The following is a 25,055-nucleotide window of genomic DNA, read 5'->3' as shown; positions in this document are numbered from 1 at the left end:
TGGGGTTTGGGGTTTGGGGTTTGGGGTTTGGGGTTTGAGGTTTTGCCTTTCGCAACTCGGAACTCGCGACTCGTAACTTACCCTATTTGACCACTGACCAAATGAACAGTATATTAACTGTCCGGGTAGCCCCAGGCCTTCATTACTGTGACCCCAGGAAAGCCTGACGATTGATCTCCGCGCCCCAGGGACGGGGCCGGGCTCCCGGACCTATACATTCAAAAGCAGGCACATCACTGTGCCTGCTCTTCCTGAGACAGCAGGCCTTGGCAAATACCCGGCTAGCCATCAGGCCAGACACTTCACGGCCCTGCCCCGCATTGATCCAGACAAAGAAAACCCCGGACCGGGGAACCCGGATCCGGGGTCATCTTGTACCGCCTGCAATGTATTTCAGCAGCGCCTACTTCGCTTTCATGATATCCGCCAGCTCACCAATATCCTTGATCACGTAATCCGGCTTCTTCGCCAGCGGATACAGTGCCTTACCGGGGCGGTCCACAAAGGCCGTCTGCAAGCCCGCCTCTTTTGCACCGGCCACATCCCAACCATGGGCCGCCACCATCAAGGCTTCTTCTGGCTTCACTCCCAACTGCTTGAGTACCCACTCATAGGCTCGCAAGTCCGGCTTGTACACCTTGATATCCTCGATGCTGTAGCGCGCATCAAAGAAATCCGTCAGGCCGGCATTTTCAAACTGGGTCTTCACCCCGTTGTTGGACGAGTTAGTCAGGCTGACAATCTTGAAGCCCTGCTCGCTCAGCGCCGTCAGGCCCGGCTTCACGTCAGGATGCGGTGGCAGGCTGAGAATGGTGGACACAATGGCGTCTTTCGCCTTTTCCTCACTCAAAGGAATATCGTTGTTTTTCGCCACCATTAACAACGAGGCGACACCAATCTGGCCAAAGTCGTGATATTCCCCAGTCACCGTGGTGACCAGAGAGTTATGCAGCATGGTCGAGAACCACAGTGGCAACAGCTCTTCCCTGCCTCCCAGCGCCTCGCCAACCGATGAGCGCATGGACTCCAGGTCCAGCAGCGTTTCGTTCACATCAAAGATAATGACCTTGGGTTTGGGCGGTTCCGCGCCAGCAGACGCGTCTTGCGGGGCTGTATCAGCCATGGCAGTACCTCCAAGAAACAAAATAGCAGCAAGAAGCGGAAAGGTTTTCAACAGGGTTCGGGACATGACAGAAAGCACCTCAGGGAAAATGAATGCATGGCTAACCAATAATTCAGCGCCAACCTTTGTGATGGGAGGTCACAAGAGAAGGAAAGTTCCTGAGGGGCTGTGTGCAACGCCCCTCTGACCTGACCTATCCGACCCAAAAGCGCCCTCCTGTGCGAGCGTTGACTCCACCGTATTACGTCTACTCTTCCGGCTTCTCAAGTTCTTGCATCACATACTCTACCTCGTCCATCTTCTCGGTGAGTCCTGCTGAGCATCAAACAAACCCAGGGAACCTCTGAATAACTCCTTGCATGCTCAGTCTTTCAGGCTGGTTCGCAATCTAGGCGCGCTTTTGAAGGTGTATGTCCATCCATCGAAAAAGTGCAACAACAAGTGCGGGGCAGCCTGGAAGACCCGGAGGGCGCGGCCTTAAGCGCACATCTGCTGCGCCTTGCCTCTAAGAAAGGGAACCACCCTGTCTGTCGAGACAAGGCACAACAGCTGCACGCTTAAGGTCACGCTGAGCATGCAAGGAGTTATTCAGAGGTTCCCCAGATTATAGAAATGTGGTCCCAGTTCTTTGGCAAAGAAATCAATCAGAAACTCCGCCTCGAACCCGCCGATATCCTGCTGGAGCGGCGGCTCCACCCTGGCCACGACCTCTGGCCCTCTTTAATGGCGGGCATACACCGACCTCGACCAGGAAAGCGTTTACTCTAGTCTCTACTCATCCAGTAACGCCCCCAAAGATAAGCAACACCACACAGCGCAGCGCCAAAAATCAGTGTATTCGAGAGAATGCCCTCAAAGGTATAGTGTGGCTGCCCACTAAAGGCCACATGCAAACCAGCATGAACCACCAGAAATACCGACACCCAGAACTGCCCCTGCGCCGCCCGCTTCGGCAACCTGCTGGTCAGCCAACCCAACACCAACGCAAAGATCGGCACATGCAACGTCACAAACACCATACGGCCCAGCCCCGGCGCCAGCCAACTGGTCACGGGCAGCACACGCCATTCGCTGTGGGTCATTGCATCCAGTTCGTGAGTGAATAGCAGGCTGACGCCAAGGAGGAAGATTGCTTTAAGCCAGAGAGGCTGAAAATCAGCAGTCATTGGATTTGGTCCGGGAAAGCGTTAACGGGTTAACCCTGCTGCCCTTTCTACATTGGATTTGACGCGCGAGGCAAGAACACTCTTTGCCCCTCACTTGCCGCTTCCCTACACCCATGCCGAAAAACACTAGGGCGCATTTCGCTCGGCAGGCGTGGTCTTGAAATCCCGGACCATCTTGTGCGGATCGACCTCATCAGCATGCGCTTTCGCGGCTTGAGCCCACCAGAGCAGCTGGTTGAACGTTCGCCCCAAATAATCAAACCAGGACACCTTATCCTCACCCGCCTGTAGCGCTCCATCTGCGGCGAAAACGTCTTGTGCCTTGGGCACATGCACCATCGCAGAAACAGGGAGACAGCCCAGTTCCGAGAGAAACGTGCGCATACCGACAGCCGCGCGCATCCCTCCCCACTGGCCGGCCGAATAGGTAACAATTGCGCTGGGCTTATAGGAAAACAACGAACTGCCAAAGTGGTTGAGCAAATTCGCCAATGCAGGGCTCATGGAGTGGTTGTATTCCGGGCTGACCATGATGTAGCCATCGGCAGAGGCAATTTTTTCAGCCAACGTATTGAGTGCCGGCGGCGCTTTGCTTTTCGGGTAGGAAAAATGCGGTTTAAACACTGTCTCCATGGGATAATCCAGCGCATCAACCAGCTCCACCTCATGCTCCCCATATCGGGCATTGAGGCATTCAACGCACGCCTTCGCCACCCTCTCACCCAAGCGAGCAGGCTTAGGCGGAGTACTATCGCGAACCGTGCCCAAAAAAATCAGGAATTTCATTGATATCACCTCCGTCAGTTGGATCATCGGGGATGAGCCTCTCCCGCTCGCTAAAACCCGAACTCAGGCGCCAACTCTTGTCAGAATCCTCCTGAGGCATGAGGCAACACCTGACATCGCATCAGGATTTGTTCTTGAGTGAGTCCAGGAAGACGTTAACGAGTTAACCTGATTGCTCTTTCTATAGTGAACTTGAGGCACTAGGCAACAAGAAAACCTGATTTGACGTCACTCTCAAGAAGCGTTCCCGCATTACGGGATACTATAATCAAAGTCCTCTTTTTCAACGCTTTCAGGAAGAATACCCGAATTAACGCCAAACACTTCATCCTCAAAGGAGGTGCACGTTTTATTGAAAACGACGTCACTTTGGTTCAGCACGACAAGTCCGGCGAAATCTGACTTGCTCCGCTGGTTCTCGCCCATTCCGCCTGAATGGCACATGACATCGTAAACGATGTAGCTATAGTTTCCGTTCCTGAACCTCAATCGGCTTATCCCACCACCTGGGCAAGCCGCGCTACTGAAGAGTGGTGAGTTCAGTTCTAATTCGCCTTTGTCACCAGCCCCGTATACATACTCAACCCGGCCCTTTTCAGTCCTGCATACTGAAACAGTTTTGCTTCCGATTTCACATGAAAAAACCAATTCATCCTCAGGCTCACATAAGGAATTAGCTGACACAGGAAGACATACAGACAACAAAGCAACGAATAGAAATACAGATCTCACTCATTTACCCCACGTGGTGACAGCGCGTTATCGGTGGAAATACACGCGTATATTGGGTTAGCTCTTTCATATTTTCCTCATATGTACGATGCGAGGCCTTACCCTCGGGATCTTTAATGCCTGACATGGGCACCAGCAGGAGAAGAGTGGTGCACCGGATTATGAAGTGCAGAAATAGCCATGGTAGAGTTTGAAATTCGGGAGGGCATCTGAGCCTGAACTTCTAATTGCAGGCACAACAAGGAGTTTGCCCGCCATCATGCCCTTGTCACATGCATGGCATTGTTATGCGATGCTCCCCATTGCGCCGAGGTCAATCGGTATAACCTTACAGGCCGACCATGAAATTCCACGGCATCGAAGCGAGAAAACCCTGCCTTCTCAGCAACCTTAAGCGATGCCACATGCTCGGGCTCTATGATAACGACCACTGAATGGAACAGGCGCTTACCGAAAACATAGTCAAGGACAGATCTGACCGCTTCAGATGCCAACCCTTTATTCCAATAGCGACTGGCCAGCCGATAGCCAAGATTAACTTCCTCGACATCATCGACCCATTCTGGCCCAACACCGCAGAAGCCGATCAGTTCAGAAGATGTCTTATCGATGAGAGCCCATGGACCAACGCCATGTGATTCGTAACAAGCCAAACACCACTCGATAAACTTGAGTGTGGCGGCCTCATCACAAACACCTCGAACCGAGTATTTCATCACATCAGGGTCGCTGAGAATTTCGGCCAACGCGGGAACGTCATCAAGGGACAACCGCCGCAGAATCAATCTATCAGCCTCACAAATATGCACCACAACCCCCTATGTATGAGCAAGCTACGCCGCTGGCCTCCGCTGCTTCACTGGCTCGTTATAAAGCCTCAAGCTTATTCAAGGCCTCTTGCCTGGAAAGCTCTCCGCCCACCCACAGCAATACACGTTTGGCCCCGGCACCGTATGCCATGTCCATGATCACACGTTCTTCCACCTGGCTGAGACCTCCGTCTGTCATTTCCATAGGCTGGACTATGAGCTCCGACCCAGGTTTCAGCCATGCATTTTCGCCAAGCCGCTTCAAACCTTGCTGCAGACAATGCTCCGCCACATCAAACTGCCCGACCAAAAGACGGCGGGTAGTAAATGGCAGGACCGGCAATACCTCGTACGGACGCCCACCAACATCGAGACTTTCAAGAGTCATCCGGTCCCTGAAAACCTTAACGTACGCTCGGTCAGATCGAAGGCCCCTAATCACTTAAACCTCAACGCCGCGCTCTGCCACTTGTTTGCAGCAGCGCCCTGTTAAGCTTTTTTATTCAAAGCACCTCATGCCCCAAGTCTTCCAGCATTTTGATATGTAGAATAAGTAATTTGCCATTTTTTTGAATTATTTTTGATCTCTGTATTGATCGGATTTCTTGTGTCTTTCCTTGGAAAGTGACCCGGGTAGTTTGCTGAATTTCAACCGAGGCCGAACTATCCCCCTTAATAGATATATTCTTTATAGCTGTTTTTGACTCAACCTTTGAGGCTCGACCCATGAGATTTGCAGCATACTGAAGGTACTGTTTGTAGCCCCAACGGATTGAATGTGAGGTGCTTACATTATCCTCGTAGACAAAATTCGTAGAGTAATTACTCGCGAATTCTTTTATATCCATACGCTCCATGTCATTACTAATTTTATGAATAAAAACCCTTACTTTCTCTTCCGATAACGCTGAATTGGCGCTGTGCGGGACACTGGCGCAGCCAGACAAAGCTATGACACAGTAAGCGAACAAAATACTAGTTGCTTTAAAATACTTCACATCACCCTCTCTAATTTAGCTTAACAGCGTATTTAATTGCAGATGCGATATATCACTTTGCTGTATATCCCCGATTCGACCCTGCTCAACAACCATATAAAACCATCACCCAATCAGTGATTTACCCCGCTGGCAGGATTCGCTCTCAACGGACTTTTCTTGCACTTGCGTGTTGAACAGGAATTTTTACTCGGATTTTTCTTGCATCCGCTTTTCTGAAAATTCACTTTATCTCAGCAACTTACAAAGATCTGTAAGCCATATCCTACATATTCAACTTGCGCGCGGGTAAAAAAGGGAATTCAGAGCGGGAGAATCAGGCTGGTGAGAACGTTAAGTTTGGAGGGGTGATTGCAAGGTTTGTCAGGTTATCTGGCGCGGGGTTCGTCCCTCGAGAGGAACTCCTACAAAAAAGCGCGGGTTGTTTTGACGGTTTGGGTTTTTCGTGTTGCGTGAGGCGTGAGGCGTGTTGCAGCCGCTCGCCCACCAAAAAGCCGCGCGTTGGCGCGGCTTTTTGGTGGGCGAGCTTGTAGTACGTACTACGCGCTCTTTTCGGCGATCTTCTGTTTCCAGATCACCGGGCCGGTTTTATGTACGGATTCGCCGGTGGAATCTACTGCCACGGTGACGGGCATATCTTCCACTTCGAATTCGTAGATGGCTTCCATGCCCAGGTCTTCAAAGGCTGCCACGCGGGATTTGCGGATGGCTTTGGAGACCAGGTAGGCGGCGCCGCCCACCGCCATCAGGTACACGGCCTTGTTGTCCTTGATGGCTTCGATGGCGGTGTCGCCACGTTCAGCCTTGCCGACCATACCGATAAGGCCGGTTTCTTCCAGCATGGTGCGGGTGAACTTGTCCATGCGGGTGGCTGTGGTGGGGCCTGCGGGGCCAACCACTTCTTCCCGAACGGGATCCACCGGGCCCACGTAGTAGATAAACCGGTTGGTGAAGTCCACGGGCAGTTTTTCGCCCTTGGAGATCATGTCCACCATGCGCTTGTGGGCGGCATCACGGCCAGTGAGCAGCTTGCCGGACAACAGCAAGGTGTCGCCCGGTTCCCAGGTCTGCACTTCTTCCGGGGTCACGGTGTCCAGGTTCACGCGCTTGGCACCTTCGTCGTTGCCCCAGGCAATGTCCGGCCATTCTTCCAGATCCGGCGCTTTCAGGTCGGCCGGGCCGGAGCCATCCAGAATGAAGTGGGCGTGACGGGTGGCCGCACAGTTGGGAATCAGGGCTACCGGCTTGTTGGCCGCGTGGGTAGGGTAATCCACCACTTTCACGTCCAGCACGGTGGTCAGGCCACCCAGGCCCTGGGCGCCCACACCCAGCGCGTTCACTTTCTCGAACAGCTCCAGACGCAGCTCTTCAGAGCGGGTCTGGGCGCCACGAGCCTGCAGCTCATGGATGTCGATGGGGTCCATGAGGGATTCTTTGGCGATCAGCATGGCTTTCTCGGCGGTGCCGCCAATGCCGATGCCGAGCATGCCCGGCGGACACCAGCCGGCGCCCATTTTGGGAATCTGTTCCAGCACCCAGTCCACCACGGAATCGGACGGGTTGAGCATGGCGAACTTGGATTTCGCTTCGGAACCGCCGCCTTTGGCCGCCACGTCGATTTCCAGGGTGTCGCCGGGGACGATGGAGTAATTGATCACCGCCGGAGTGTTGTCCTTGGTGTTGGCACGCTTGCCGTCCGGGTCCGCCAGCACCGAGGCACGCAGGACGTTGTCCGGGTGGTTGTAGGCGCGACGCACCCCTTCGTTGATCATGTCGTCCAGGCTCATGTCGCCATCAATAGTGACATTCATGCCCACCTTGGCGAACACGGTCACGATGCCGGTGTCCTGGCAAATCGGGCGACGACCCATGGCGGCCATGCGGGAGTTGACCAGGATCTGTGCCATGGCGTCTTTGGCGGCCTTGCTCTCTTCCTTCTCGTAGGCTTCTTTCACCGCGCGGATGAAATCCACCGGGTGGTAGTACGAGATGTACTGCAAGGCATCTGCCACGCTCTGAATCAGGTCATCCTGGCGAATCACCGTCATGGGATTACTCCTGCTGGGAAAATAGGGGCGCGTAGTATAGCGCAGAGTATCAAGGGGGCGAAAACCCGGAGCGCGAAGACTGCGGCAAGCGGTGGGAGCGGGCGTTTGCGTTGGCCGCTCCTTGCCGCGTCATTGAGCCGCCGTCAGTCGCAACGGGTGTTATTGAGCAAGCGAATCAGGTGACGGTTTACCGCCTCCGGCTGTTCCAAGTGCAGAAAATGCCCGGCATCCGCCAGGGTTTGCAGCTCAACACCGCCACTGAAATCACTTTCTACCAAGGTATGCTCAAGCAGCTTGGGGCTCATGCAACCGTCATTCTCGCCGATCAAGACCTGGGTGGGGGTGGCAATATCCTGCCCCAACCAGGCCCGTGCCTTGCGGTGTTCTTTCTTCCACACCTTGAACAGGGAGCGATACCAGGCCAACGCAGCAGGAATCACCCCCGGCTCGGCCAGGGTGTGTTTGGCGTTATCCAGATAGAGCTCTGGTTCCCAGCCCGGTGACCAGCGCCGCCATAGCGCCTCCACGCCATCCAGATCCCCACGCTTGAGCCAGGCTTCCGGTGCCAACGGCAACTGGAAGAACTGCATGTAGCCGCTCAGCAACACCTGCTCAGGCACCTTCAACAAGGCCTGGGGAATCCGCCGTATGGGAGGAATAGACAGGGCACTGAACGAACAGAACGTCTCGGGAAATTGGGCACAGGCCAGGTAGCCCACCGCCGCGCCCCAGTCATGCCCGATCAAATGCACACGGCCACCCAGCTGGGCGGCAAACACCATCAGGTCGTCCACGGCCGCATACAGGGAATAATCGCCATTACCCGGCTGGCAGCTGGGCGCATACCCACGCAAAGCCGGAGCGATAGCCGTATAGCCGGCATCCGCCAGCGCATTGATCTGCACCGCCCAGTTTTCGTGGGTATCGGGAAAACCGTGCAACAGAATCACCGGCTCCCCATTGCCAGCCATCAGGGCAGGAAAACGCAGGTCACCATTGACCAGCTCAACCTGTTTCATCGGGTTACCTCAAAGTGATTGGAACGGGGCGCATCATCATGATCACTGCCCTCTTCCACCAGGATCCTTTCCACCTGTGCCAGCGCCGGGCCCTGGTGCATGGCATCGAGCATGTCATCCACCGCACCGCTTTCGCCTTCCAGCAACGCTTCCACACGGCCGTCTGCACAGTTGCGAACCCAGCCGGTGAGTTTGCGGCGAATGGCTTCCTGGCGCGTCCAGGCCCGGTAGCCTACACCCTGCACAATGCCGCTCACCAGTACATGCTTAGTCGTCATTGTTGTCCTCGTGGTCAATCGTGCTGTCTTTACGGTTGTGCTCTACGTGTTTTTCCTCTCCCGCCCGGGATTCACTGAACAAGGCATCCAGGCTGATATCCAGTGGCGCCATCATGCCCTCACGGGCCTGGTCCATGCGGTTTTTCAATGCCGCTTCCCAGGGTAACGGTTCTGACTGTTGTCTAACCCGTAGCTGGGTATGGGCCGGCCACGGCAGCATGGCGACCAACTGTCCCAGTGACAGGTTGCGCAGATCCCGACTGAGCATGTACCCGCCCTCTTCCGTGCGCCGGATCAGTTTTGCATTCACCAGCAAGTTGCGAAATTCATCCCACTGGCTGATACCCGATTCCTGCATGACCTTGCGAACTTCTTTACTGCGTAGCACCTTGCCATTTTGCTGGCGCTGCCAGAACACATTGAGCAAGCGCACCAATGCATGCATGCGCGGCACCTGGCGACGGTGTTCCTGAAACACCACCAATGCCCGCACCAGTTCCGCCCCACCGAGCACTATGGTCCAGGAAATATAAATCCACAGCAGAAACACCGGGACTGCTGCAAAGGCGCCGTACACCACCTGGTAACTCGGTGCCTGTTTGATAAAAAAGGTGAAACCGCCTTTCGCCAACTCAAACAACAGCGCCGCTACCGCCGCCCCCAGCAGCCCTTGGCGTAGCGGAATCTTGGTATTGGGTACCACGGTGTACATCAGTGTCAGCATGGCGGTGGTAAACAGAAACGGCAGCAGAGACAGCCACAACCGCACGCCGCCCAGATAACTCACCGTGTCGCTGAAGATGGCCTGCGAGGTGAGATACGACGAGATCGCCAGCCCCAGCCCCAGACAAATGGGGCCCAATGACAATACCGCCCAGTACATCAACAGGCTGGTTAGGCCTTTACGCGGAGTCTGCACTTTCCAGATACGGTTCAGGGTTTGTTCAACGGTGCTGAGCATCAGGATCGACGTCACCACCAGAAACACTATCCCCAGCCCGGTGAGGTTGGCGGCCTGTTTGGCAAAGGACTGCAGGTGATCGAGAAGCATGTTCCCCGCCGAGGGGACAAAATATTCAAACGCCCAGGCCTGGAACTGGGTGCCCTTGTCTTTCAGGGCCGGTACCGAGGACAAGACCGCAAAGCTCACCGTCATTACCGGCACAATGGCAAACAATGTGGTGTAGGTGAGTGCCGCCGCGCTTTGTCGGCAACCGTCCTCGTTGAACTGGCGCACCAGTAGTGCAAAAAACGCCTTGATGGAATCGAACCGGGCATGCACCGGGATTACCGGCTGCTCATTCTCCATGCTCTACGCATCCTTTCTGGTTAAACCTCTAACAGGCAACGAACAGTGCACCCTTGCCACCACACTCGTGCAGCTTACAATGGCAGCGTTACGAAACAGGATATGCAATCCCATGAGCGACTACATTATCTTCCACAACCCGCGCTGTTCAAAATCCCGCCAGACCTTGGCGCTACTGGAAGAAAAGGGTATTACCCCTACTATCGTAAAGTATCTGGACGATATTCCGGATACGGCCACATTGAAAAGCCTGATCACCAAGCTGGGCTTCAACAGTGCCCATGATCTGGTACGCAACAAGGAAGCGGATTACAAAACCGCAGGCCTGTCTTCACAGAGCAGCGACGCCGACGTGATTGCCGCCATGAGCCAGTACCCGAAACTGATCGAGCGCCCCATCGTCGTTAAAGGCGATCAGGCGGTGCTTGGTCGCCCCCCGGAAAACGCCCTGCAGTTACTGGACTGAATCGCCCATGACCGATTATGTGCTGGTGCTTTACTACAGTCGCAACGGCAGTGTTGCCAACCTGGCGCAACAGGTGGCCCGCGGTATCGAAAGCACCGGAATGGAAGCACGCCTGCGCACCGTCCCGGCCGTGTCCGCCAATTGCGAAGCCAGTGAACCGGCGATACCGGATCAGGGTGCTCCCTACGCCAGCCTGGAAGACCTGGCCGGCTGCCAGGGGCTGGCTCTGGGCTCCCCTACCCGCTTTGGCAACATGGCTGCGCCGCTGAAATATTTTATCGACCAGACCAGCGAGCTGTGGATGAAAGGCACCCTGATCGGCAAACCCGCCGGTGTCTTCAGTGCCACCGGCAGCCTGCACGGCGGTCAGGAAAGCACCCTGCTTTCCATGATGACGCCCCTGCTCCACCACGGTATGGTGCTGGCCGGGGTGCCCTATTCCGAAGCCGCCTTGCTCGATACTCAAAGCGGTGGCACGCCCTACGGCCCCACTCATGTTTCCGGCAGCCAGGGCGACCCGGCACTAACCGAACACGAAATCACCCTGGCACGCGCACTGGGCAAACGCCTGGCGTTATTGGCCCGCCAACTTAAGGCTTGATGATGAACCTTGTTTTACTTCGTATCAGCTACGCCCTGCTTTTGCTTGTCGGCATCAGCGGCCTGTTCACTCTGGCGCCGCCGGATGCCCATATCGTCTCCAGTGTCATTATTGCGCTGGTACTGTACCTGCCGTTACTCCTGATGATCCCTGCCGTGATCAGCGGTAACCGCCGCCAGGCCACCTGGTTGTGCTTTCTGATACTTTTCTATTTCTGTGGCTATGCGGTCCAGCTACTGGATCCGCCGCCGGTCCGTACCCTGGCGATTGTCAAAACCACGCTCACCGTCATGGTCTTTGTGTTTGCCGCGCTGCAAATTCGTCAGGGCCAGAATGCTGATTGATGAACGCCTGGAAGTAGAAACACCGGAAGGTGCCATGCTCAGCCTGTCGCTGGCCGGGCCTGTGCCTCGGGCGCTGGCCTACACCATCGACCTGGCCATTCGGCTGGTAATCTACGCGGCCCTGGCCGGGATTTTCGCGGCGCTGGGCAAAGCCGGCATGGGCCTTCTGCTGATTCTGGCCTTCGTGCTGGAATGGTTTTACCCCACCCTGTTTGAAGCCTTTCGCCACGGCCAGACCCCCGGCAAGAAAGCCATGGGCATTGTGGTGGTCCACGCCAACGGCAGCCCCCTGAGCTTCAACGGCAGCCTGATTCGCAATCTGCTGCGTACCGCCGATGCCTTCCCGCTGTTCTATCTGCTCGGGTTTATCTGCACCCTGATCAGTCCCCGCTTTCAACGACTCGGTGACATGGCAGCCAATACGCTGGTTATCCATGTGGAGGAAACACCAGCGAGCAGCGAGCAGAACCGTGGCGAAAGCCTGGCCCCGGATTGGGCGCTGAATCGTGATGACCAGCTGGCCTTGTTGGCATTCCATGAGCGTCATGGGCAGTTTTCTGATGCCCGTCAGCAGGAGCTGGCGCTACTGGCATACCCTGAACTGGCTCCGGCACAGGCACTACAACGGCTGAATGCAGTGACCCGCTATCTGGTGGAGGGCCCCGCATGAAACAGGCCCGCTTTGAACAGCAGTACCGCCCGGAATGGCAAGCGCTGGAAAACCAGCTGGAACAGCTGGAATCCCTGCACGTGAGTAAAAAGAACAAGCTGCCGCTAAATACCTTCGTTACAGACTATCGCAAGCTCTGCCATCAACTGGCGCTTGCCCGGGAGCGGGGCTACAGCGTGCAGCTACAACAGTTTCTCAACAATCTGGTACTTCGCGCCCATCGCCAGCTGTACCGCTACAACCCGTCACTGGCGGATCGCATCGGCACTTTTCTTGCCAGCGGTTTTCCCCGGGCGGTCCGCCGCCAGTGGCGCTGGCATCTGGTCAGCGCCCTGGCCTTCGTACTCTCCATGGCACTGGTTTGGGTACTGGTGCATCAACAGCCGGAAATGATCTACACCGTGGTGGACGAAGCCAGCATTGCCAACCTGGAAAGCATGTACCAGCCGGACAATCAGGCGGATATGAAAAGCGAGCGTAGCGGCGATGACGACGTAATGATGTTCGGCCATTACATCCAGAACAATATCGGCATCGCCTTCCGAACCTTCGCCAGCGGCTTGTTGCTGGGTGTGGGTGCGCTGGTGGTAATGCTCTTCAACGGCAGCTTCTTCGGCGCCGCCGCCGGTCACCTGATCAATGTGGGCGCACAGGAACCGTTCTTTACTTTTGTGATTGCCCACGGCGCCCCGGAACTCACCGCCATCGTGCTGGCCGGCGGCGCCGGGCTGCGACTGGGCTGGGCGATTATTGCTCCCGGCCCCTGGTCGCGGCTGGATGCCCTGCGCCTGGCCGCCCGGGATGCCCTGCCCACCATGTACGGGGTCTTTTCCCTGCTACTGCTGGCTGCTTTTATCGAAGCGTTCTGGTCACCACGGGACCTGGCGCCAACCATCAAATACAGCGTGGGCGCAGTCTGTTGGGTTCTGTTGTATCTGTATCTTTTCTTCGGGGGACGGGATGGAACTCGAGAAGGCTAGCGCTCGCCTGGCGCCGCGCAGCCCGTGGCAAGCGGCAGATCTGGGCACCCAGTTCTACCGCCACTGGGCCGGGTCCATTACCGGTGTCTGGCTGCTATTCACCGCGGTGCCTTATGCCCTGCTGCTGGCACTGGCCGCGGCGGACAACAGCCTCTGGCCGTTATTCGTATTCTGGTGGCTCAAGCCGCTGTGGGAACGCCCGCTACTGGCCTTTTACAGCCACGCCCTGTTTGGCGAAACCCTTACCTTGAAAGCCTTGCTGAAACGCTGGCGCGGCTACGCCCTGCCCGGGCTGGCCGGCCAACTCACCTGGCGACGCCTGAGCCCCATGCGCAGTTTCAATGCCTGCGTCTGGCAACTGGAACAAGTGAAAGGCGAGACCGCCAGCCAGCGACTGAAAGTGCTCAACAGTTATCCCTCCAACCGGGCCGGTATGCTGACCTTGCTGGTGCTTCATCTTGAGCAATTCATGACCTTCGGGTTGATGGCATTGCTCTATACCCTGGTGCCGTGGCAATTCAATCTGGAGCTCAGTGACTGGTTCTACGACCAGAGCGGGTTACAGTTGGCCATTTCCGGGCTGTGTTTTTATCTGGTGCTGTGTGTCACCGAGCCCCTTTACGTGGCCTGCGGCTTTGCCCTCTACCTGAACAAACGCACCTGGCTGGAAGGCTGGGACCTGCAACTCGGCCTCACCCGGCTGGGAGAGCGGCGCCGCGCCGTCAAAAATGTCATCGGCGCCTTGCTGATATTCATGTTGGTGCCGTTCATGGAGCCCGCCCACGCGGAACCCTCAGCATCAGACACAACTACCAGCGAACAACAACAAGTGATCGAACTGTTGGCCAGTCCGGACTTCATGCCCCTGGAGGAGCGCACGGAACGACAATGGATCAACCAGGACAACAGCGACGCCGAAAGCTGGATGGAGACACTCTGGCGGTTCTTGTTCGAGAATCTGGACGACGATGAAACCGATATCTCCAACTCTCCCCTGAATATTCCCGATGCGCTGTTATGGGCGATTTTCTGGACGCTGTTTGTGGCCCTGGCGCTGTGGCTGATCATCAAGGTCGCCAACCAGTTCGGCCTGCGCGGACACCGCACAAGCAAACGCCCGATGATCCCCACCCACGTGGCCGGGCTGGATATCCGTCAACGTAGCCTGCCGAAAAACCTGAACCGAGCCGTGGAAGAGGCCCTCAAAACCGGTGATATCCGCGCCGCTCTCGCCGTGCTGATGCGCGCCGCCCTGGCCGGTGTTCTGGCACGCTACCCGGTAGCATTGGCGGCAGGCAGCACCGAACAGCAATGCCTGCGTACCCTGCAACAGCAACACGGCGACCCGCTGCCCATTGCCTACCTGCAGCGCCTCACCCAGGCCTGGATCAGCACCGCCTGGGCCCACCGTCCGGTCAGTGATGAACAGGTGCGCACCCTGGCACAGCACTGGCAGCAAATGGATCGGCTGGAGGCAGACCATGGGTAGAACCGCCCGACTGCGCCGCGCCTTTCCCTGGCTACTCGCTGCCCTGCTGGTCGCCATGGTCGCGGGCTACTACGCCCTCACCGAACCGGTCACGTTCATGCAGCGGGTGGCACCGGACAGCAGCATTACCCGCAACCCTTATAGCGCCGCCCAACAATGGCTGGCGCAACGGGGTCAGCCTTCTGAACGCATTCTCAGCGCCGCGGCCCTGTTCCCGTTACCCGACACCCGCACTACCCTGGTGATCGATAAACACCGCGGCATGCTCACCCCCAACCAGGTCAACACCCTGCTGGAATGGGTGCAGGACGGCGGAGAACTGGTTGTGGAAGCTCGCCCGCTTCCCGGCATGCTGGAAGCATCCGACGCCAGCGACAGCGACTGGCAAGACAACGACCCGCTGTTGTTCCCGCTAGGCATCACCCTATGGGACTCCCCGGTGCCAGAATCCGCTGAAGAAGACCCGATACGCGACCTGCTTATGGCCCTGCCAACCTTTGTTGACAGCCCTCTGCAATATTGTCTGCATAGCGACAACGAAGCACTCCGCGAAGACTGCACACGATTGGCTTGTGATGCCCCACAAGAACCCGCACCGCTGGGGCTGCATGTGGGCGATAACGAACCGGACCGGCGCGTGCAATTGTTCAGTGACTATGTGATCTGGCACGACAGCTGGGACGATGAAGAAGGCCAGACCCCGCATCTGGAATGGCCGGTGGAAGTGACCGCCTATGCGGACAACGATTACGGCAGCCAGCTGGTGCAACTGGGCCTGGGCAGCGGACAGATTTCCGTGCTCACAGACCTGGGCCTGTGGTCCAACGAACGGCTACTCTACTTCGATCATGCCTGGTTACTGGCCTGGCTCACCGCCGACGAACCGGTGTGGTTTGTGCGCTCGGTGGCCATGCCGCCCCTGGCCCAATGGTTGTGGTTAAAAGCCCCAGCACTGGCTTTTGCGCTGCTAACACTGCTGGTGTTGTGGTTGTGGTATCGCATTCCCCGCCAGGGGCCACGCCAGGAAGCCCGGGAAGAAAGCAGCCGCGATTATCTGCAACACTTGCACGCCAGCGGCTATTTCCAGTGGCGCACGGATCAACAGGCCGCCCTGGTACACACCCTGCGTAAACAAGCCGAGCAGCACCTGATCCGCTTTCATCATCAACGTGACAAGGCGCTGACTCTGGCCGCGAAAGCCTTGTCGGTGCCAGCCAAAGAGCTGGAAGCGGCGCTACAGATGCAACCGGACACCCGGGACCAGTTCACCCGGCAGGTGTCATTATTACAATCGCTGAAAAATTGCAGTCACTGATGCCGAATAAACCGGTGCAGTGGCGCGGACAACCACGCCAACGTCAGTTGCAACGCAAAAGGACAACAGCATGAGCCAACCCGCCACCCTCGCCGATGCGGCCGCCCTGGCCCACGACATTGAAAGCCGGCTCAATCAGGTATTGATTGGCCAGCAACAGGTCGTCCGTGAAGTGCTGATCGCACTGATTTCCGGCGGCCACGTGCTTATCGAAGGCGTGCCCGGCCTGGGCAAAACCCTGCTGGTGCGCAGCCTGGGCCGAGTACTGGAACTGGATTTCAACCGCATCCAGTTCACTCCGGACCTGATGCCCACCGACGTAACGGGCCACGCCATGTACGACCAAAAGACCGAGCAATTTCGCATCCGTCGCGGCCCGGCCTTTACTCAACTGCTGCTGGCTGACGAGATCAACCGCGCACCGGCCAAGACCCAGGCCGCACTGCTGGAAGTCATGCAGGAACGGCAGATCACCATCGAAGGCAAGGCCTTTACCCTGAACGAGCCCTATATGGTGCTCGCCACCCAGAATCCGCTGGATCAGGAAGGCACCTACCCGTTGCCGGAAGCGGAACTGGACCGTTTCCTGTTCAAGGTATTGATTGATTACCCGGCTCACGCCGACGAAACCCGCCTGGTGAACATGGTGCTCGACGGCACCATCCGCGCTAGCCTGGATGTGGACAGCCTGAGCCCGGCCACCGATGCCGCCGGCCTGCAGGCCATGAAAGCACTCAGTAACGACGTGCTGATCGACGCCGAAGTGCTGGATTATGCCCTGCGTATCGTGCGCGCCACCCGCGACTTCAACGGCCTGAGCCATGGGGCCAGCCCCCGGGCCAGTATCGCACTGGCCCGGGCAGCCCGCGTGCAGGCCATGTTCGAAGGCCGTGACTTCGTCACCCCGGACGACATCCAGCAAGTGGCTCGCCCGGTACTGCGCCACCGCATCCAGCTCAGCGCCGACGCGGAAATCGAAGGGCAGACCCCGGAAACCGCATTGGCCCGCCTGCTCGACCAGGTGGAAGCACCACGGCAATGAAGCCCGCTCCGCGCCTGCTCCTCGCCGTGGCCCTGTGGGCCTTGAGCGCGATCACGTTGCTGTTTTTCAGTAACAGCATCGCCAGCCTGCTATGGTGGGCGGCAGGTGCTGTGTTGGCAGCCTTCGCCCTGCTCGACCTGTTGCATGGCTGGCGCCGCCCGGCCCCGGCAGCGCAACGCATCGTGCCCAATGCCCTGTCCGTTCAGCAGCCGCATCCGATCAAGGTGCGCATCACCTCGGCCGATCTGCCCGCCACTGTTACCCTGGCAGACCACCATCCCGGTGATGACGTGCTCACCGGCCTGCCCAGTCAGCTTACCCGGGCTGATAATGAGCTCACCGAATTCACTTACCATTACCGGCCCAGCCGGCGCGGCCCGGTGAATTTCGGCGACCTGGAATTCTGGTTTCCCAGCCAGCTTGGCTTCTGGTCGCTGCGGAAAACTTGCCCGGCCCAATGCACGGTGCCGGTATATCCGGATTTTTCCCGCATCAGCCAAACCCAACTGGATGCCAACCATTCCTTTCTCCTCACCGGCACCCGCCTCAAGCCGCGCCGCGGCGAAGGCATGGAATTTCACCAGTTACGCGAGTATCACCCCGGCGACAGCCTGCGCCAGATCGATTGGAAAGCCACCGCGCGCCGCCGCAGCTTGATCAGCCGTGAGTATCAGGATGAGCAGAATCAGCAGGTATTGATCATGCTGGATGGCGGCCGACGGCTGGGCATGCCAGTGGGTAAACTCACCGGTTTCGACCACGCCCTCAATGCGTCGCTGCTACTGGCATGGAGTGCACTCAAGCAGAAGGACAAAGCCGGCGCCATGCTGTTTTCCGGCGATCAGCCACGCTGGCTTCCGCCGGTGCAGGGGCAAAACGGTATCAACCATTTGCTGAACGGGCTGTACGATTTGCACCCCAGCCAGCACGCCAGCGACTTCAGCCTGGCGGCGCGTCAGCTGGTACGCCATAGCCGTCGCCGAGCATTGGTGGTGTTAGTGACGCGGCTACAGCACGAGGACCTGGATGATCTACTCAGCGCCGTGGGCTTGATGCGTCGCCACCATCTGGTGCTGATCGCCGATATGCTGTTGCCAGAGCAGGAAGCGCTGGCGCGTCAGCCGGTGGAAGATTTCGATCAGGCGTTAACGCTGTGCGCCGATGCCCAGGAACAGAAACAGCGCCAGCAGCTGCATACCCGCCTGCGCCACGCCGGTGCCCTGGTCACCAGCGCCACGCCGCAAAATATGCCGCAGCAGTTGAATCACCTGTACCTGGCGCTGAAACGCAGCGGCCGGCTTTAAACGTATAGCCCAACACTGGCTGTCGGGTTACGGCCTTCGGCCTCTCTGTGGCCCTTGGGTAAACACGACCTACCAAACTTGAAACGTCAGGTTTTGTAGGTCGAATTAGCCTGAAAGGCGTAATCCGACAGCCCTCCGCCTACGAAAACAGCAGCTGCAAAGCTTGATGCAAAGACACGTCCTCACGCCCATACGCCGTTGCCAGCGCTTCACACCAACGCGCCGGCCGCTCGGCAAGACCCTCAACCAACAGGCGCTCGGCTTTCGCCTTTACCTCCACCGCAAACGCCGCTTCATCACCACCGTCGCCATTCAGGTTATCCAGCGACACCCGGAAATCATGCCCGCAAGCAGCACAGAAGATAGCTTCATAGGCTTGGGGTAACACCTCCACCCGACTGAACTCCGCCTGCTGATCCGCACTGCGGCCATCCGGTGCATACCAGTAACCGTAGTCTTCCTGCTGGCGACGCGCCGGGCCGGCAACGCACCAATGGGCAATTTCGTGCAAGGCACTGCGGAAGTAATCACGTGTATAGCAAATCCGGTGGGGATGGCCGGGCAGGTAAACAGGCTCCGCAGCGCCCCCTTCCAGTAAGGTGTCGTAGGAATGAAAAAAAGTCGCCCGAAACAAGGCTTCCAACTCACCACTGGCGTACACCTGTGAAGCGCTTTGCGGTATGGTAGCCGCCTTCGTCTGAACCCGATTCTGATCTATTTCGTTCACCACACCCGTTCCGCTTACAACAGTAGCACTTGCCTATGTTATCCCGCCGCCAGGAACTTGCCGCTCAGCTTACCCTCGCTCTGCCGATTCTGGGTGGGCAACTGGCGCAAACGGCCAACGGCTTCGTGGACACCATGATGGCCGGGCGTGTCAGTGCCAATGACCTGGCCGCAGTGGCGGTGGGCGCCAGCATCTGGGTACCGCTGTTCCTGTTTATGACCGGTGTGCTGATGAGCGCCACCCCGGTGCTGTCCCGGCATCTGGGCGGCGAAGCTTATCATCGCATCAACCCCCTCGCCCAGCAGGGGCTCTGGCTCGGCCTTGGGCTGGGCGTTCTCTGCGCGCTGATTCTGCGCAGCATTGCCCCGGTGCTGGTATGGATGGACGTGGACCCGGCTATCCGGCCCATGGTCAGTGGTTATCTTGATGCGCTTAGCTGGGGCATGCCCGGGGCCGCTGTGATGCTGGCCCTGCGCAGTTATACCGAAGCCATGAACCATACCCGCCCAGTGCTGCTGATCAGCGTGATCGGCCTGATGATCAACATCCCCAGTAACTATGTCCTGATCCACGGTAAGCTCGGCTTCCCGGCAATGGGTGGCGTGGGCTGTGGCTGGGCCACCTCGCTGGTGATGTGGTCCATGGCACTGATGATGATGATCTATACCCACCGCCACCCGGTGTACCAACACGCACCATTAAACCTGCGCCAACGGCATTTTGAACGGGCCAGCCTGGGCTACATGTTGCGCTTGGGGCTGCCCGTGGGCCTGTCGATATTCTTTGAGGTAAGCATCTTCGCGGTGATTGCTCTGCTGATTGGCAGCCTCGGCGCCCAGGTCGTCGCCAGCCACCAGATTGCGCTCAACTTCACCTCCCTGATTTTCATGGTGCCGCTGAGTTTCGCCCTGGCCGCTACCGTACGAGTGGGGCACGCCCGGGGGCGTAGCGACAGGGAGGGTATTCGCGTGGCCGTGCAGGTGGCCATGGCAATCACGCTGGTGGTCGGCATCGCCGCCGCCTCCAGTCTGGTGCTGGCCCGCCACTGGATCCCCCGTATTTATACCGACAACGGTTCGGTAATTGCACTGGCCAGCTACCTGCTGCTGTTCGCCGCCCTGTACCAGGTTTCCGACGCCCTGCAGGTGTGCGCCAATGGCTGCCTGCGTGGCTTTGAAGACACCGGTTGGCCCATGGTGATGACCCTGCTGGCCTACTGGGGCATCGGCCTACCCATCGGCTATGGTCTGGCGCTGACTCACTGGTGGGTGGAGCCCATGGGGCCCGCCGGGTTCTGGATCGGTCTGGTGGCCGGGTTGACCAGTGCCGCTGTTTTTCTGGGCTGGCGCTTGCGCTGGCGCCTCACTCAGCCGCTACCGGCGGCGCAGACTACGCCGCAGAATGACCTGGCCGCCTGACCCCGGGTTCCCTCGCTTTACAGTCTTTACACCCCGCCGACGTACCGGTGGCGTCATTTGCATTTTCTTTGCACGGTTTCTGTAGATAATAACCATTCTCATTCTTATTGGCTTGCATCTACATTCCTATGACTCCACTTTCGATCACCTCCCGCACCTTGGCCGCGGCCCTGGGGGGCTATGGGCTAGGCGCCCTGTCTGCCATGGCCTTGGCCGTTACCCTGCCCGTGGCTCGCGACCAGGCCGTCATCATCGGCATTATGCTGTCGTTCCTGCTGTGTAGCGGTGCGGCAATCTGGGCGTTTTCTGCGCGTTCGGCCTGGTACGCCTGGGCCGGCATTCTGGCACCCTGTCTGTTGCTGGGCGGTCTTTACCTGTGGGGCCGGCCCGCATGAAAAAATCATTTCGCCAATCCATGGCCTGGCTACACACCTGGGCCGGGTTATTGCTGGGCTGGCTGCTGGTCGCCATTTTCATCACCGGCACCAGCGCCTATTTCCGTGAAGAAATCACCCTGTGGATGCAGCCCGAATTGCATGATTCCACCCTGCAACCGGACACCGTCGATAAGGCTCTTGCGGCCTTGAATGCCAAGGCACCGGATGCCCGCTCCTGGGACATCAGTTTGCCCGGCCCCCGTCACACCGCCGCTGAATTACGCTGGCAACCGGCCAAACAGCCAGAAAACGAAGGACGTCGGCGTGGCGAACAAATGCTGATGGATGCGGATAGCGGTGAAATTGTCTCTCCGCGCGCCACCCGCGGCGGCAATTTTCTCTATCGTTTCCATTTTGAGTTGTACGGAATTGATCGCCTCTGGGCGCGGTTACTGGTTTGCCTGGCTACCCTGTTCATGCTGATTGCCATTATCAGTGGGGTCATTACGCACAAGAAGATCTTCAAGGATTTCTTTACCTTCCGCCCCGGCAAGGGGCAACGCTCCTGGCTCGACGCCCATAACGCCACCGCGGTACTCGCCCTGCCCTACCATTTCATGATCACTTATTCCGGCCTGCTGCTGTTTATGACTTTGATCATGCCCTGGGGCATTGACGCGGCGTATCAGGGTGACCGCCGTGCGTTTTTCTCCGAGGTATTTTCCCGCGGGGAAGACGCGGCTCGCCCTGGTGCCCCAGAGGCGATGGTGGCTATCGGGCCACTGATCGAACAAACCGAAACCCGCTTCGGCAAGCCGGTAACGCGCATTCAGATCAGCAACCCCAATCGGGACAACGCGCAAATCACCTTGCGGGTAAACCGGGATCCTGCGGTCACCGATCGCCAGCGCGGTGGCGATCCGACGCAAGTATTTCTGGGCAATACCGGCGAGCTGATCGACACACACATCCCCGCCAATGATCCGGTTTCACCGGGCTGGCGCATCTATAACTTCTTTACCAGTGTGCACATGGCGCGTTTTGCCGATCCGCTAACCCGCTGGCTGTTCTTTCTGTTCGGTGTCGCCGGTTGTGCTATGACTATCACCGGCATGCTGCTATGGGTGAGCAAACGGACCCAGCAATTACGCCGGGATCAACAGCCCGACCGGGCACTGAAAATGGTCAATGGTCTGAACATGGCCTCCATTACCGGGTTGATGCTCGCCATTGCTGCCTACTTCCTGGCCAACCGCTTGCTGCCGGTTACGCTGGAGGCCCGGGAGAGTCGGGAAATCCAGGTATTCTTCCTGGCCTGGCTGGTATCACTGGTGCACGGTTTGTTGCGCCCCCATCGCCAGGGATGGGTTGAACAAGTCGGCGCAGCCACAGTGCTGTGGTTCGCCGTGCCCATCATCAACATGCTTACCACTGAGTCACACCTTTTCTCTGCCCTGGCTTGGCAGCATCCGGCCATCGCCAGTTTTGATCTGGTCTGCCTGATTCTCGCTGGCCTGGGGGGCTATACCCTGTGGCGCTTGCAGCGCAAACCCGTGCCGGCCAAACCGCGCCGGGCCCGGCCACCCCGAGCCGCTAACACCAGCACCACCGGCCAAACACCTGCCGGAGAAACACAATGACGATGGCCTTGTCGCTTTTTCTCGCCCTGGCACTGGCCTATGCAGGCCTTACCAGTCTGTCTCTGGCCATGAAACGCCACCATGATCAGGTGATGGGCCGCAAACTCCAGCCGGAACGCGTGCGCTATTACCGTTGGCCCGGCTGGTTGTTACTGGGGGGATCGCTGCTGGTAACGCTGACGGTCTGGCCCCTGGGACTGGCCTTGTTTATGGCCGTAGGGTTGGTGGCGGTAGCGGGTTTACCATTGGTATTTTTGTTACCGTATCGGGCGCGACTGGCAGGCCAACTGGCTGTGGCTTTACCGGTACTGGCAGTGTTGTGCTGGTCGACTGTGCCACTGGCTGTCGGCGGCTGGTGAAAAATCAGAGTGGCTGCGGATCATCCACACAAACCGTGGCCAGCAAACGTCGATAATAGTCGGCACTGAGCCAGGGCCGGCCGCTGAGCAGATGATTCAGGTACCAGCGTTCCGGCCGCAGATCCTCGGCTTGCCACTCAGCATTGGCGATATAGACCCAGGTATGCAGTTCTCCTGCCTCGGTCTTCACCGCCAGCCGCTCACGCCGATAACGTACCGGGTGGCCCTCGAATGGATCCATACGTTCGATTTCACGATGATCCCAAAGCTGGTACAAGACGCCCTGCACCTCTGCCCCGTCATGGTCCGCGTTGACGATATTGGCGTAGGCAATGCCTTCTTTTCCATGAGCGCGCTTGTTAAACGCCAGTTGCCAACCGGGCAGTTGCGCCCGCAACGATTGCCGGTAACGCATGCCACGCACCGCCATTCGTGTCGGGTTCATGTTCGACCCATAGGCAAAGTAATAATCACACTCCACACATCACTCCTGATTATTGCTCGACGCCGGATGCCCGACGACGTACGCCTGCATTCAAAATCTGAAAAACGTAAACCTCGGTCGCCATGCTCTTTGCGCAAAACACATTACCCGATTATTTCCTGAATAATGGTTCTCCCTCAAAAGGAGGCACCGCACTAGCAAGATCCTCTCAGCCTAAGGGGTTTTATGTCAGGCATCCGGCATCGTGCGTTAGGCAAAGCGCGAAACAAGGCTGCCAGGAAATATCACCAGCAGGCAGGCGCCCTCTTACCCGCGGCGAGCCAATTTTATCCCACGCAAACCGGTTATCTGCACACGCTTGCATGGCATCGCATGACAGGCTAACGTGAATTAACGGGCCGTGCTGAACGATCCGCTGTGATCGTGCTCGCGTCCCCCCAAGGAAACGTACCGGGAGGTGCCCATGTCTCAGGCGAACCGGCAACACCCTGGCGGAAACAATGTTGTTTCCTTCTCTCCACGCCGCAAAGCGGCCAAGCCCCCCATTTTGCGTTTATCCCCGGAATACGATGGCATTGAACTGCTGTATGCCAACGATCATCACCCCGACAAACTGTTCTCACTGAAGATTCTGGCTTGGGCGAGACTGGCCAATGGCGACACCGTGGCCATGGTTCCCTGGCTCAAGGAACCGGTCACCGCCATGGCCCTGGCCGACCCGCTGAATGGCCGCTGGGAAGGTTACCGTCTGCCCGGCAGCGATTACCTGTTCGTGGATGCGCCGGAACACAAGGTGCAGGAAATGGATGCGGCCCTGTCGTTCTTCGGCAAGCCACAACCCGGCGAACAGGCCATTCAGGAGATCCCGGATACCATCGGCACCCATGCGGTCTTTTCGGAAGACAACTTCCACACCATCAGCCTGATGGAAGTGGTGAGCTGGAAGCTGTTTGCCGATGGCACCCTGTCAGCCATGGTGGCACAAGAGAACGACCCGGTTGAGACACCGATTCTGCCCGGCGCAGAATGCCTGACCACCGCACAATCGCTACCGGCCTTCCGGTATTTCTTCCAGCACGGCATTGCCAACAAGTTAAAGGAGAGAGACCCGGAAGCACTGGCGGCGGTGGCCATGCTGGCGACGGAAAGGTAAAGGCAATTAATAGTTAATAATGAATAATTAATAACGGCGCGGAGAGGCACTAGTTGGAACTTCAACGCATGAGGCCGCGACCAAAGGTTGGTCGCGGCCTCATGCGCTTTTTTACTGAGGCGCTATCTCGCGCAGCTATTAATTATTAACTATTCATTGTTCATTGCTTTTTACGTATCCAATACAGATACACTTCCCCCCGCTGTTCCTGCCCTTCCAGGGTATGCCCCAGAAACTGACAAAACTTGGGGATATCCCGCTCGGTAGAAGGGTCTGTCGCCCGGACTTCCAGCACCTCACCCGGCGCCATATCGCGCACTTTGTTATGCAGCATCATGACCGGCTCCGGGCATAGCAGGCCGGTGGCATCAAGGTGGTGTTGCGCATCCATGGGGGGGCTCCGCAGCGAACAAATCGGGCGGCCATTATAACGATTATGTGCGTTTTCGCAGCCCCG

General features: G+C 57.8%; 28 protein-coding genes. 14 read left to right on the top strand and 14 right to left on the bottom strand.

The features are described 5' to 3' along the window. Positions 1 to 403 precede the first annotated feature (403 nt). The 11 genes from CL546_RS05015 to CL546_RS04965 all read right to left on the bottom strand — a co-directional run bounded on the left by CL546_RS05015 (position 404) and on the right by CL546_RS04965 (position 10,268). A complete protein-coding gene (locus CL546_RS05015; protein WP_290493371.1) occupies positions 404 to 1,123 on the bottom strand; it encodes a haloacid dehalogenase type II in 720 nt (239 codons plus the stop codon). Positions 1,124 to 1,711: 588 nt separating this feature from the next. Continuing rightward, positions 1,712 to 1,819, bottom strand: a complete 108-nt coding sequence (locus CL546_RS05010) for a DUF2164 family protein (RefSeq protein WP_463671033.1) — start codon at positions 1,817 to 1,819, stop codon at positions 1,712 to 1,714. Positions 1,820 to 1,887: 68 nt separating this feature from the next. After that, positions 1,888 to 2,289, bottom strand: a complete 402-nt coding sequence (locus tag CL546_RS05005; RefSeq protein WP_290493369.1) for a DUF6713 family protein — start codon at positions 2,287 to 2,289, stop codon at positions 1,888 to 1,890. Positions 2,290 to 2,415: 126 nt separating this feature from the next. Then, the gene (locus CL546_RS05000) at positions 2,416 to 3,075 is read right to left on the bottom strand and encodes an NADPH-dependent FMN reductase (protein WP_290493368.1); all 660 of its coding nucleotides are present in this window, start codon (positions 3,073 to 3,075) and stop codon (positions 2,416 to 2,418) included. Between the two features lie 989 nt (positions 3,076 to 4,064). Further along, entirely contained in the window at positions 4,065 to 4,616 is a 552-nt protein-coding gene (locus tag CL546_RS04995) for a GNAT family N-acetyltransferase (RefSeq protein ID WP_366603634.1), read from the bottom strand. A 58-nt stretch (positions 4,617 to 4,674) separates the two neighbouring features. Next, positions 4,675 to 5,004: a hypothetical protein gene (locus CL546_RS04990; RefSeq protein ID WP_290493366.1), complete on the bottom strand. Its 330-nt coding sequence runs from the start codon at positions 5,002 to 5,004 to the stop codon at positions 4,675 to 4,677. A 115-nt stretch (positions 5,005 to 5,119) separates the two neighbouring features. Then, positions 5,120 to 5,614: a hypothetical protein gene (locus CL546_RS04985; RefSeq protein WP_290493365.1), complete on the bottom strand. Its 495-nt coding sequence runs from the start codon at positions 5,612 to 5,614 to the stop codon at positions 5,120 to 5,122. Between the two features lie 539 nt (positions 5,615 to 6,153). Beyond that, positions 6,154 to 7,662: a fumarate hydratase gene (locus CL546_RS04980; protein WP_290493364.1), complete on the bottom strand. Its 1,509-nt coding sequence runs from the start codon at positions 7,660 to 7,662 to the stop codon at positions 6,154 to 6,156. A gap of 143 nt (positions 7,663 to 7,805) precedes the next feature. After that, entirely contained in the window at positions 7,806 to 8,681 is an 876-nt protein-coding gene (locus CL546_RS04975; RefSeq protein WP_290493362.1) for an alpha/beta fold hydrolase, read from the bottom strand. Next, the gene (locus tag CL546_RS04970; RefSeq protein ID WP_290493360.1) at positions 8,678 to 8,959 is read right to left on the bottom strand and encodes an acylphosphatase; all 282 of its coding nucleotides are present in this window, start codon (positions 8,957 to 8,959) and stop codon (positions 8,678 to 8,680) included. Before CL546_RS04970 ends, CL546_RS04975 begins: the two co-directional genes overlap by 4 nt. Next, entirely contained in the window at positions 8,949 to 10,268 is a 1,320-nt protein-coding gene (locus CL546_RS04965) for a YihY family inner membrane protein (protein ID WP_290493358.1), read from the bottom strand. Before CL546_RS04965 ends, CL546_RS04970 begins: the two co-directional genes overlap by 11 nt. Positions 10,269 to 10,380: 112 nt before the next feature. Between CL546_RS04965 and arsC the strand changes: the two genes are divergently transcribed. The 9 genes from arsC to CL546_RS04920 all read left to right on the top strand — a co-directional run bounded on the left by arsC (position 10,381) and on the right by CL546_RS04920 (position 18,479). Continuing rightward, positions 10,381 to 10,734 (top strand): arsenate reductase (glutaredoxin), encoded by a 354-nt coding sequence (gene arsC, locus CL546_RS04960; RefSeq protein WP_290493357.1) that lies wholly within the window; start codon positions 10,381 to 10,383, stop codon positions 10,732 to 10,734. A 7-nt stretch (positions 10,735 to 10,741) separates the two neighbouring features. Further along, on the top strand, positions 10,742 to 11,335 hold the full coding sequence (gene wrbA, locus CL546_RS04955; RefSeq protein WP_290493355.1) for an NAD(P)H:quinone oxidoreductase: 594 nt from the start codon (positions 10,742 to 10,744) through the stop codon (positions 11,333 to 11,335). A gap of 2 nt (positions 11,336 to 11,337) precedes the next feature. Further along, positions 11,338 to 11,679, top strand: coding sequence for a DUF2069 domain-containing protein (locus tag CL546_RS04950; RefSeq protein ID WP_290493353.1), 342 nt, complete (start codon positions 11,338 to 11,340; stop codon positions 11,677 to 11,679). Next, positions 11,669 to 12,349 (top strand): RDD family protein, encoded by a 681-nt coding sequence (locus tag CL546_RS04945; RefSeq protein ID WP_290493352.1) that lies wholly within the window; start codon positions 11,669 to 11,671, stop codon positions 12,347 to 12,349. Before CL546_RS04950 ends, CL546_RS04945 begins: the two co-directional genes overlap by 11 nt. Further along, the gene (locus tag CL546_RS04940) at positions 12,346 to 13,329 is read left to right on the top strand and encodes a stage II sporulation protein M (protein ID WP_290493351.1); all 984 of its coding nucleotides are present in this window, start codon (positions 12,346 to 12,348) and stop codon (positions 13,327 to 13,329) included. Before CL546_RS04945 ends, CL546_RS04940 begins: the two co-directional genes overlap by 4 nt. Next, positions 13,310 to 14,818 (top strand): DUF4129 domain-containing protein, encoded by a 1,509-nt coding sequence (locus CL546_RS04935; RefSeq protein WP_290493349.1) that lies wholly within the window; start codon positions 13,310 to 13,312, stop codon positions 14,816 to 14,818. Before CL546_RS04940 ends, CL546_RS04935 begins: the two co-directional genes overlap by 20 nt. Continuing rightward, on the top strand, positions 14,811 to 16,133 hold the full coding sequence (locus tag CL546_RS04930) for a DUF4350 domain-containing protein (protein WP_290493347.1): 1,323 nt from the start codon (positions 14,811 to 14,813) through the stop codon (positions 16,131 to 16,133). Before CL546_RS04935 ends, CL546_RS04930 begins: the two co-directional genes overlap by 8 nt. A 70-nt stretch (positions 16,134 to 16,203) precedes the next feature. Next, complete coding sequence (locus CL546_RS04925) at positions 16,204 to 17,175, top strand: AAA family ATPase (RefSeq protein ID WP_290493345.1); 972 nt, start codon at positions 16,204 to 16,206, stop codon at positions 17,173 to 17,175. After that, positions 17,172 to 18,479, top strand: coding sequence for a DUF58 domain-containing protein (locus CL546_RS04920; protein WP_290493344.1), 1,308 nt, complete (start codon positions 17,172 to 17,174; stop codon positions 18,477 to 18,479). The genes CL546_RS04925 and CL546_RS04920 overlap by 4 nt, the downstream gene beginning before the upstream one ends. A 139-nt stretch (positions 18,480 to 18,618) precedes the next feature. Here the strand turns inward: CL546_RS04920 and CL546_RS04915 are convergent, their stop codons facing one another. Then, complete coding sequence (locus tag CL546_RS04915; protein ID WP_463671032.1) at positions 18,619 to 19,140, bottom strand: elongation factor P hydroxylase; 522 nt, start codon at positions 19,138 to 19,140, stop codon at positions 18,619 to 18,621. A 101-nt stretch (positions 19,141 to 19,241) separates the two neighbouring features. On the opposite strand from CL546_RS04915, the gene CL546_RS04910 reads away from it, so the two are divergent. The 4 genes from CL546_RS04910 to CL546_RS04895 all read left to right on the top strand — a co-directional run bounded on the left by CL546_RS04910 (position 19,242) and on the right by CL546_RS04895 (position 23,000). Then, complete coding sequence (locus CL546_RS04910) at positions 19,242 to 20,624, top strand: MATE family efflux transporter (protein ID WP_290493340.1); 1,383 nt, start codon at positions 19,242 to 19,244, stop codon at positions 20,622 to 20,624. Positions 20,625 to 20,752: 128 nt separating this feature from the next. Beyond that, on the top strand, positions 20,753 to 21,019 hold the full coding sequence (locus CL546_RS04905; RefSeq protein WP_290493338.1) for a DUF3649 domain-containing protein: 267 nt from the start codon (positions 20,753 to 20,755) through the stop codon (positions 21,017 to 21,019). Beyond that, the gene (locus CL546_RS04900) at positions 21,016 to 22,641 is read left to right on the top strand and encodes a PepSY-associated TM helix domain-containing protein (RefSeq protein WP_290493336.1); all 1,626 of its coding nucleotides are present in this window, start codon (positions 21,016 to 21,018) and stop codon (positions 22,639 to 22,641) included. Before CL546_RS04905 ends, CL546_RS04900 begins: the two co-directional genes overlap by 4 nt. Further along, on the top strand, positions 22,638 to 23,000 hold the full coding sequence (locus tag CL546_RS04895) for a DUF3325 domain-containing protein (RefSeq protein ID WP_290493335.1): 363 nt from the start codon (positions 22,638 to 22,640) through the stop codon (positions 22,998 to 23,000). Before CL546_RS04900 ends, CL546_RS04895 begins: the two co-directional genes overlap by 4 nt. Before the next feature lie 4 nt (positions 23,001 to 23,004). On the opposite strand, the gene CL546_RS04890 is transcribed toward CL546_RS04895, so the two are convergent. Further along, positions 23,005 to 23,481 (bottom strand): gamma-glutamylcyclotransferase family protein, encoded by a 477-nt coding sequence (locus CL546_RS04890; RefSeq protein ID WP_290493334.1) that lies wholly within the window; start codon positions 23,479 to 23,481, stop codon positions 23,005 to 23,007. A gap of 427 nt (positions 23,482 to 23,908) precedes the next feature. Here CL546_RS04890 and CL546_RS04885 point away from each other — a divergent pair, with 427 nt between their 5' ends. Further along, entirely contained in the window at positions 23,909 to 24,598 is a 690-nt protein-coding gene (locus tag CL546_RS04885) for a hypothetical protein (RefSeq protein WP_290493333.1), read from the top strand. Between the two features lie 160 nt (positions 24,599 to 24,758). On the opposite strand, the gene tusA is transcribed toward CL546_RS04885, so the two are convergent. Beyond that, positions 24,759 to 24,989 (bottom strand): sulfurtransferase TusA, encoded by a 231-nt coding sequence (gene tusA / locus CL546_RS04880; protein WP_290493332.1) that lies wholly within the window; start codon positions 24,987 to 24,989, stop codon positions 24,759 to 24,761. Between the last annotated feature and the right edge of the window lie 66 nt (positions 24,990 to 25,055).

It is taken from the genome of Alcanivorax sp., from assembly GCF_002726155.1.
Classification (GTDB): domain Bacteria; phylum Pseudomonadota; class Gammaproteobacteria; order Pseudomonadales; family Alcanivoracaceae; genus Alcanivorax.
This window is presented reverse-complemented; position numbering and strand designations above follow the sequence as displayed.